The organism is Streptomyces sp. NPDC048352 (assembly GCF_040651895.1).
In the GTDB taxonomy this organism is placed as follows: domain Bacteria; phylum Actinomycetota; class Actinomycetes; order Streptomycetales; family Streptomycetaceae; genus Streptomyces.
In genome coordinates this window covers 1-8552 of the sequence record NZ_JBEZKZ010000135.1, presented here as the reverse complement: position 1 = coordinate 8552, position 8552 = coordinate 1, and the positions used below count along the sequence as shown (strand labels likewise).

General features: G+C 72.9%; 9 protein-coding genes and 1 pseudogene. 7 read left to right on the top strand and 3 right to left on the bottom strand.

The window, feature by feature from the left end; translation table 11 throughout:
- The 6 genes and pseudogenes from AB0D45_RS34165 to AB0D45_RS34140 all read left to right on the top strand — a co-directional run.
- A pseudogene (locus tag AB0D45_RS34165) lies at positions 1-330 on the top strand (ATPase); the annotation flags it as partial.
- Positions 330-773, top strand: a complete 444-nt coding sequence (locus tag AB0D45_RS34160; protein WP_361609966.1) for a roadblock/LC7 domain-containing protein — start codon at positions 330-332, stop codon at positions 771-773. The pseudogene AB0D45_RS34165 and the gene AB0D45_RS34160, both read left to right, overlap by 1 nt.
- Positions 770-1171, top strand: coding sequence for a DUF742 domain-containing protein (locus AB0D45_RS34155; protein ID WP_361609965.1), 402 nt, complete (start codon positions 770-772; stop codon positions 1169-1171). The genes AB0D45_RS34160 and AB0D45_RS34155 overlap by 4 nt, the downstream gene beginning before the upstream one ends.
- Entirely contained in the window at positions 1171-1812 is a 642-nt protein-coding gene (locus tag AB0D45_RS34150; RefSeq protein ID WP_361609964.1) for an ATP/GTP-binding protein, read from the top strand. The genes AB0D45_RS34155 and AB0D45_RS34150 overlap by 1 nt, the downstream gene beginning before the upstream one ends.
- A gap of 373 nt (positions 1813-2185) precedes the next feature.
- Entirely contained in the window at positions 2186-2584 is a 399-nt protein-coding gene (locus AB0D45_RS34145) for a roadblock/LC7 domain-containing protein (RefSeq protein WP_351826093.1), read from the top strand.
- A gap of 125 nt (positions 2585-2709) precedes the next feature.
- Positions 2710-3576 carry a DUF6397 family protein gene (locus AB0D45_RS34140; RefSeq protein WP_362466438.1) on the top strand — a complete coding sequence of 289 codons (867 nt, stop codon included), beginning with the start codon at positions 2710-2712 and terminating at the stop codon, positions 3574-3576.
- Here the strand turns inward: AB0D45_RS34140 and AB0D45_RS34135 are convergent.
- From AB0D45_RS34135 to AB0D45_RS34125, 3 genes are all read right to left on the bottom strand, one after another.
- Positions 3540-3941 (bottom strand): YchJ family metal-binding protein, encoded by a 402-nt coding sequence (locus AB0D45_RS34135; protein WP_361609962.1) that lies wholly within the window; start codon positions 3939-3941, stop codon positions 3540-3542. The two genes, AB0D45_RS34140 and AB0D45_RS34135, sit on opposite strands and share 37 nt — an antisense overlap.
- Before the next feature lie 56 nt (positions 3942-3997).
- A complete protein-coding gene (locus AB0D45_RS34130) occupies positions 3998-4900 on the bottom strand; it encodes an acyl-CoA thioesterase II (RefSeq protein WP_361609961.1) in 903 nt (300 codons plus the stop codon).
- A gap of 70 nt (positions 4901-4970) precedes the next feature.
- Positions 4971-7553, bottom strand: coding sequence for a DUF3516 domain-containing protein (locus tag AB0D45_RS34125; protein WP_361609960.1), 2583 nt, complete (start codon positions 7551-7553; stop codon positions 4971-4973).
- Between the two features lie 85 nt (positions 7554-7638).
- Here AB0D45_RS34125 and AB0D45_RS34120 point away from each other — a divergent pair, with 85 nt between their 5' ends.
- The gene (locus tag AB0D45_RS34120) at positions 7639-8430 is read left to right on the top strand and encodes a metal-dependent hydrolase (RefSeq protein ID WP_362466434.1); all 792 of its coding nucleotides are present in this window, start codon (positions 7639-7641) and stop codon (positions 8428-8430) included.
- Positions 8431-8552: the final 122 nt, after the last annotated feature.

The following is an 8552-nucleotide window of genomic DNA, read 5'->3' as shown; positions in this document are numbered from 1 at the left end:
CAGGCGCCCGCCGCCGCGGTGGCGCCGCTGCGGCCGCGCGGCGCTGGGGGCGCGGTCATCCGTACCGTCCCGGCACCGGCACCGGCACCGGCCGTTCCCGGCGCCTCCGTCACCGAACTGCCGCGACGCGTACGCCAGGCCAGCCTGGTCCCGCAGCTGCGCGAGGCACCCGCCGCCGAGGCCCCGCCGGGTCCCCGGCCCCCGGGGGACCCCGCGGCCGCGGCCCGCAGCCCGGAGCAGGCGCGGGAGCGGATGGCCGCCTACCGGGCCGGGTGGGCGCGCGGCGCCCGGGACGAGTCCCCCCACGCAGGCAGCGAAGGAGAAGCGTGATGACCGAACACCACAGGGCCGCCCCCGGGGGCGGCCGCAGATCCGGCGAACTGGACTGGCTGCTCGACGACCTCGTCCTGCGCGTCCGCGAGGTCCGGCACGCGGTGGTCCTGTCCAACGACGGTCTGCCGGTGGGTTCCTCCAGTGCGCTGAGCCGGGAGGACGCCGAGCACCTCGCGGCGGTCGCCTCCGGCTTCCACAGCCTCGCCAAGGGAGCGGGCCGGCACTTCCACGCCGGGGGCGTACGCCAGACGATGGTCGAGATGGACGAGGGGTTCCTCTTCGTCGCCGCCGCCGGGGAAGGCTCCTGCCTGGCCGTCCTCAGTTCCGCCGGCGCCGACGTCGGGCTGATCGCGTACGAGATGGCCCGGCTGGTCAAGCGGGTCGGCGAGCACCTGTACACGCCGCCCCGGTTCGCGGCCCACCCGCCGGCCGCCGGGTGAGAGCGGCGGTCCGGGACGTGGGCGGCCAGTGGTACGACGCCGAGGCGGGCCCGCTCGTGCGCCCGTACGCCATGACCGGAGGGCGTACGAAGCCGGGCCCCCACGGGGTCCGGTTCGACCTGATCGCCCTGGTGGTGGTGGATCCGGAGGCGGCCGGCGCGGGGGACGAGGCGCTGCTCGGCCCGGAGCACCGGGCCCTGCTCGGGCTCTGCCGCGCCGAGACCCAGTCGGTCGCGGAGCTCGCGGCGGAGGCCGACCTCCCGGTGGGGGTGGTGCGGGTGCTGCTGGGCGACCTGCTGGAGGCGGGACACGTCAAGGTCAGCCGGCCGGTGCCGCCCGCCCGGCTCCCGGACGAGCGGATTCTGCGGGAAGTCATCGAGGGATTGCGAGCGCTGTGATGGGACTGCACGACAACGGCACGGCGGAGACCGGAGGTTCCGCGGCCGGGCCCGGCGCCGAGGAGGAACTCGCCGCGCTCGCCCTGAAGATCCTGGTGGCCGGCGGCTTCGGGGTCGGCAAGACCACGCTGGTGGGCGCGGTCAGTGAGATCAAACCGCTGCGGACGGAGGAGTCGCTGAGCGAGGCGGGCGAACTGGTCGACGACACGGGAGGGGTGGACCAGAAGACCACGACCACGGTGGCGATGGACTTCGGGCGGATCACCATCCGGGAGGGCCTGTCGCTCTACCTGTTCGGGACGCCGGGCCAGGACCGGTTCTGGTTCCTGTGGGACGAGCTCGCGCAGGGCGCGCTGGGGGCGGTCGTGCTCGCCGACACCCGGAGGCTGGAGGACTGCTTTCCGGCGGTGGACTACTTCGAGCACCGGCGCATCCCCTTCGTGGTCGCCGTCAACTGCTTCGCCGGAGCCCGCGGTTACGGTTCGGACGAGGTGTCCCGGGCGCTGGACCTGGAGCAGGGGACGCCGGTGGTGCTGTGCGACGCGCGGGACAAGGACTCGGGGAAGGAAGTGCTGATCCGGCTGGTGGAGTACGCCGGGCGGGTGCACACCGCGCGGCTGCTCGACTCGGTGGGACCGTAGTCCGCCCCGGCGTCGGCGAGCGACGCCCGCCGGTGAGGGCGGCCCGCGCACCGCGCAGCCGTGGGATGCGACCCGGCCGTAGGGGGCCGGATTCCGCCCCTTGACGGTGTTCTCGCCGGTGCCGGAGAGGGGGGAATCCCCGCCGGGAACGGACCGGATGGGAGCGATGTGCGCGCTTCCGTCCTCGCGGGGCGCGGACGGCTTTCCGGCGCCGGCGGAGCGGGGAAGGAACGCACGCCAGTCCTCTTGAGTCATCTTCCGGGCCAAGCGTCCGTCCTCCTTGCCGGAAAGCCCCTGGTGGGCAAGGCTTGCGGCACGACCGAACGGGGTGGGGCGCGGCCGCGTCGGCCGGGTCAACGGGGAGGGGCTGGAAATGGCACTGGACAAGCAGCTCGACTGGTTGCTGGACGATCTGACCCGCAGGGTCCCGCAGGTCCGGCACGCGGTGGTCCTGTCGAACGACGGGCTCGTCACGGCGGCGAGCGCCGGGCTGGCGCGCGAGGACGCGGAGCACCTGGCGGCGGTCGCGGCCGGCCTGCAGAGCCTGGCGAAGGGCTCGGGGCGGCACTTCCGGGCGGGTGAGGTCCGCCAGACGATGGTCGAGTACGACGAGGGGTTCCTCTTCGTCGTGGCGGCCGGCTCGGGCAGCTGCCTGTGCGCGCTCAGCGCCGCGGAGGCGGACATCGTGCAGGTGGCGTACGAGATGACGCTGCTGGTCAACCGGGTCGGGGAGCACCTGGGCGTCGCGGAGCGGCGGATCACCGGGGGCTGACGACCGCTCCGGTCGGGCTGACCTCCGGCCGGGACGGGGAAGTTATCCACAGGCCTCGCACACTGTCGTCACGCCCGGTTACGGTCTTCACACAGAGTGATCGCCACTCGTGGGGGAGGACTGTGATGAAGGTGGACATGCTGGAGCGGGCGTCCGTGGGCGGGGACGCGAGCGCGGGCGTCGCGGACCGGGGCGTACGACTGGACCCGCGGGCGGAGGCGCCGCCGCCGCAGACGCCGCTGAGCGGGATCCGCGCGGCAGAGGAACTGGGGCTGAGCCGCAGCGAGTTCGCCCGGGCCGTCCAGCTGGGACTGGTACGCCCGGCCCCCCGGGCCGCGAGCGGAACCGTCCGCTTCACCCGGGACGAGCTGGACCGGGTCAAGGCGGAGGAGGGCTTCCCGCAGGCGCTGCGCACGCGGATCGAAACCGTGGCCGGCACCGACGCGGGGGCGCGGGTGCTGGAGGTCGGGCCGAGCCGGTTCACCCGGCTCGCGCGCTGCGGGCACCTCACGCCCGTCGGCTACCGGATCAACCGCTACCGGGCCGTCGTCTGGCTCTATCTGGCCGCGGAGCTGCGGGAGTTCGCGGCCCGGGAGCCGGGGATGCTGGCGGGGGCCGCGCCGCCGCCCGACCGGGAGCTGATGGCGGCCGGGGCGGACCTGAGGCCGCGCAGGTGGCGGGGGCGGCATGTGGGGCTCCTGCTCAGAGGCACCGCCGACCCCTGGGAGCGGGCGGCCGTCCTGGCCTCCGTCCTCCCCGAGGAGGAAGTACGGGCGGCCGTGCCCGACCCGGCGGAGCGCATCGTGCTCGCCGCCCTCGCGCCGCCCCCGCCCTACGGCCACCCGCAGGTGCCGGCGGCCGCGGCGGTCGCGGGGCGGCTGCTGCGGGCGGAACCGCCGGAGGAGGTCCACTGGTACCGCGCCAGCCTGGACTTCGCCCTGACCGGCGCGCGGGATCAGTCGAACTCGACGGGGGAGAGGGGGCCGACGTAGACCCAGGCTCCGCCTTCGCGGGAGAAGGAGCTGTGCTCGTGCAGCGAGCCGGTGTGGCCGCCCTCGCGGTAGTGGGCGCGGAACTCCACCGACCCCTGCGTCTCGAACATCCCGCCGCGTTCGGTGTCCAGGATCTCCAGGCGCTCCCAGCGCTGCTCCGGATCCAGGTCGAGCCGGCCCGGACGCGTCGAGGAGTGCCAGGAGCGCAGGAGGTAGGCGGTGTCGCCGACCGCGAAGGCGCTGAAGCGGGAACGCATCAGCAGCTCGGCGGTGGGCGCCTGCCCGGCGCCCGAGTGGAAGCGGCCGCAGCAGTCCGGGTAGGCGGCGGGCAGCCCGCAGGGGCAGGGGAGGGCCGGGGTGGGCATCGGTGCGATCAGCTCTTCGGTGAGGAGGGCGGGGAGGAGGTGCGGCGCTCCGGCCGCTACTGGGGCGAGACGGCGGGCGTGGACTTCTCGGCCGGGTACGGGCGGAAGAGGCCCTCCTGGACCACGGAGACCAGCAGCCTGCCCTCCACGTCGTAGATGCGGCCGCGGGCCAGACCACGGCCGCCGTGCGCGATGGGCGACTCCTGGTCGTACAGGAACCACTCGTCCGCCCGGAACGGCCGGTGGAACCACATGGCGTGGTCCAGGGAGGCCATGTCGAAACCGCGCATGCCCCACAGCGGTTCCACGGGGATGCGCACGGCGTCCAGGAGGGTCATGTCACTGGCGTAGGTGAGGGCGCAGGTGTGCACGAGGGGGTCGTCGCCGAGCGGGCCGACCGCCCGCATCCACACCGCGCTGCGCGGATCGGCGTCCTTGAGGTCCTCGGGGGTCCAGCGGAGCCGGTCCACGTACCGGATGTCGAAGGGCTGGCGACGGGCCATCCGCTCCAGCGCCTCGGGCAGCGCGCCCAGGTGCTCGCGGATCTCGTCCACGACCTTCGGGAGCGTGTCCGGGTGGGGGAAGTCGAGGCGGGGAGGCAGCTGGTGCTCGATGCCGCCCTCCTCCGGGTGATGGAAGGAGGCGGTCAGGTTGAAGATGGTCTTGCCCTGCTGGACGGCGGTGACCCGGCGCGTGGTGAAGGAGCGCCCGTCGCGCACCCGCTCCACCTGGTACACGATCGGGACCCCGGGGATGCCCGGGCGCAGGAAGTACGCGTGCAGCGAGTGGACGGGCCGGTCGCTCTCGGTGGTCCGGCCGGCGGCCACCAGCGCCTGGCCGGCGACCTGGCCGCCGAACACGCGCTGGAGGGACTCCTGGGGGCTGGCCCCCCGGAAGATGTTGACCTCGATCTGCTCCAGGTCGAGCAGATCGACCAGTCTCTCGGCAGGGTTCGTCATCACAGGTTCTCCACTGTCGGGTCCGGCGGGCCGGGCGGGGCCGCCCGGGGCGGTGGCTCGTGAGGTGCGGTCAGGGGGTGCCGAGCTCGCCGACGGAGGTGACCCGGATGACGGCCCGGCCCTCCTCGTCGGAGGCGGCGAGGTCGACCTCGGCGCTGATGCCCCAGCCGTGGTCGCCGTCGGGGTCGGCGAAGGCCTGGCGGACGCGCCACAGGCCGTGCGCCGGGTCCTCCTCGATCTGCAGGAGCTTGGGGCCGCGCGCGTCGGGTCCCGTGCCGAGGTCGTCGTACTCGTCCCAGTACGCGTCCATGGCCTCGCCCCAGGCGTCGGCGTCCCAGCCGGACTCGGCGTCCAGCTCACCGAGCTGGCCGACGTGGTCCAGGGCCGCCAGCTCGACCCGGCGGAACATGGCGTTGCGGACCAGCACGCGGAAGGCGCGGGCGTTGGCCGTGACCGGCTTGACCTGGTCGGCCTTCTCCTGGGCCTGCTCCGCCGTCTCCACCTCCGGGTTCGCCAGCTGCTCCCACTCGTCCAGCAGGCTGGAGTCGACCTGGCGGACCAGTTCGCCCAGCCAGGCGATGAGGTCCTCGAGGTCCTCGGACTTCAGGTCGTCGGGGATGGTGTGGTCCAGCGCCTTGTACGCGCTCGCCAGGTAGCGCAGCACGATGCCCTCGGTACGGGCCAGCTCGTAGAAGGAGGTGAACTCGGTGAAGGTCATCGCGCGCTCGTACATGTCGCGGATGATCGACTTCGGGGAGACCGGGTGGTCGCGGACCCACGGGTGGCTCTTGCTGTAGACCTCGTAGGCGTGGACCAGCAGTTCCTCGAGGGGCTTGGGATACGTGACCTCCTGGAGGCGCTCCATCCGCTCCTCGTACTCGATCCCGTCGGCCTTCATCGCGCCGACCGCGATGCCCCGTTCCTTGTTCTGCTGGGCTGCCAGGATCTGGCGCGGGTCGTCCAGCGTGGACTCCACGACGGAGACCATGTCCAGCGCGTAGGACGGGGACTCCGGGTCCAGCAGGTCGAAGGCGGCCAGCGCGAAGGTGGACAGCGGCTGGTTCAGCGCGAAGTCCTGCTGGAGGTCGACGGTGAGCCGGATGGTGCGTCCCTCGGCGTCCGGGGTGTCGAGCTTCTCGACGACCCCGCCGTCCAGCAGCGACCGGTAGATCGCGATGGCCCGGCGGATGTGGCGCAGCTGGGCCTTGCGCGGCTCGTGGTTGTCCTCCAGGAGGTGGCGCATCGCCTTGAAGGCGTCGCCCGGGCGGGCGATCACCGAGAGCAGCATGATGTTGGTGACCTTGAAGCGGGAGGTCAGCGGCTCCGGGTCGGCGGCGATCAGCTTCTCGAAGGTGGTGTCAGACCAGGCCACGAAGCCTTCGGGGGCCTTCTTGCGGACGACCTTGCGGCGCTTCTTCGGGTCGTCACCGGCCTTCGCGAGGGCCTTCTCGTTCTCGATGACGTGCTCGGGCGCCTGCGCGACCACGAACCCGGCCGTGTCGAACCCGGCCCGGCCCGCCCGGCCGGCGATCTGGTGGAACTCCCGCGCGCGCAGCGTGCGGACGCGGTTGCCGTCGTACTTGGTGAGCGCGGTGAACAGCACCGTGCGGATCGGGACGTTGACGCCGACGCCGAGGGTGTCGGTGCCGCAGATGACCTTCAGCAGGCCGGCCTGCGCCAGCTTCTCCACGAGCCGCCGGTACTTGGGCAGCATGCCCGCGTGGTGCACGCCGATGCCGTGGCGGACGTAGCGGGAGAGGTTCTGGCCGAACTTCGTGGTGAAGCGGAAGTTGCCGATCAGCTCCGCGATCTTGTCCTTCTCCTCGCGGGTGCACATGTTGATGCTCATCAGCGACTGCGCCCGCTCGACCGCCTGCGCCTGGGTGAAGTGCACGATGTACACGGGCGCCTGCCGGGTCTCCAGCAGCTCGGTGATGGTGTCGGTGATCGGCGTGGTCACGTACTCGTACGAGAGCGGGACCGGCCGGGTCGCGGAGCGCACCACGGTGGTCGGGCGGCCGGTCCTGCGGGTCAGGTCGTCCTCGAACCGCTTCACGTCGCCGAGGGTCGCCGACATCAGGACGAACTGCGCCTGCGGCAGCTCCAGCAGCGGGATCTGCCAGGCCCAGCCGCGGTCCGGCTCCGCGTAGAAGTGGAACTCGTCCATCACGACCTGGCCGATGTCGGCGTACTTGCCGTCGCGCAGCGCGATGGAGGCCAGCACCTCGGCGGTGCAGCAGATCACCGGGGCGTCGGCGTTGACCGAGGCGTCACCGGTCAGCATGCCGACGTTCTCGGTGCCGAAGAGCTTGCACAGGTCGAAGAACTTCTCCGACACCAGCGCCTTGATCGGCGCGGTGTAGAAGGTGACCTTGTCCTGGGCCAGCGCGGTGAAGTGCGCCCCGGCCGCCACCAGGCTCTTGCCGGAGCCGGTCGGGGTCGACAGGACCACGTTCGCGCCGGAGACGACCTCGATCAGCGCCTCCTCCTGCGCCGGGTACAGGGTGATGCCCTGGTCCTCCGCCCACGAGGAGAAAGCCTCGAAGAGGGCGTCGGGGTCGGCGGTCGGCGGGAGCTGATCAATGAGGGTCACGCCCCCATCTTGCCTGGCTTCCCCCCGGAAGAGGGAACCGGCGGACGGAAGGAAGATCATCGCCGGTACGCTGGGCCGTCGAGGCGGCCCGAGCGAATCCCTTCACCGGGCCCCAACCACAACAGAACCGGGGCGGGGAACGAGCATGATGGGTCCGGCGCACTCACTGTCGGGGGCTGCGGCCTGGCTGGGGGTGGGCGCCGCGGCAGCGGCCGCCGGACATCCGATGCCCTGGCCCGTCCTGGTCGTCGGCGCCCTGATCTGCGCCGGAGCGGCCCTGGCCCCCGACCTCGACCACAAGTCGGCGACGATCTCACGCGCCTTCGGGCCCCTGTCCCGGGGCCTGTGCGAGGTGGTCGACAAGATCTCCTACGCCGTCTACAAGGCGACCCGCTCACCGCGCGACGCCCGCCGTACCGGGGGCCACCGGACGCTGACCCATACCTGGCTCTGGGCGGTCCTGGTCGGCGCGGGATCCTCCGCGCTCGCGGCGTCCGCCGACCGCTGGGGCGTGCTCGCGCTGCTCTTCGTGCACCTGGTGCTGGCCGTCGAAGGCCTCCTGTGGCGGGCGGCCCGGATGTCCAGCGACATCCTGGTCTGGCTGCTCGGCGCGACCAGCGCCTGGATCCTCGCCGGGGTGCTCGCCGAGCCGGGCAACGGCGCGGGCTGGCTCTTCACCGAGCCGGGCCAGGAGTACCTCTGGCTCGGCCTGCCGATCATGCTCGGTGCGCTGGTCCACGACATCGGAGACGCGCTGACCGTCTCCGGCTGCCCGGTCCTGTGGCCGCTGCCCATCGCGGGCAAGCGCTGGTACCCGGTGGGGCCGCCGAAGATGCTTCGCTTCCGCGCCGGCAGCTGGGTCGAGCTGAAGGTGCTCATGCCGGTGTTCATGCTGCTCGGGGGCATGGGCGGAGCCGCGGCCCTCGGCTTCATCTGACAACCCGCCCCTCGCGGCCCCGGGCCCTCCTCGGGCCCAGGACCGCCGCCCGGGGTGCCCCCGGTGGCGCCCGCGTCGGGGCGCCCGCGCCGAGTCGTGCCAGACCGCCGCGTCCCGGGCCG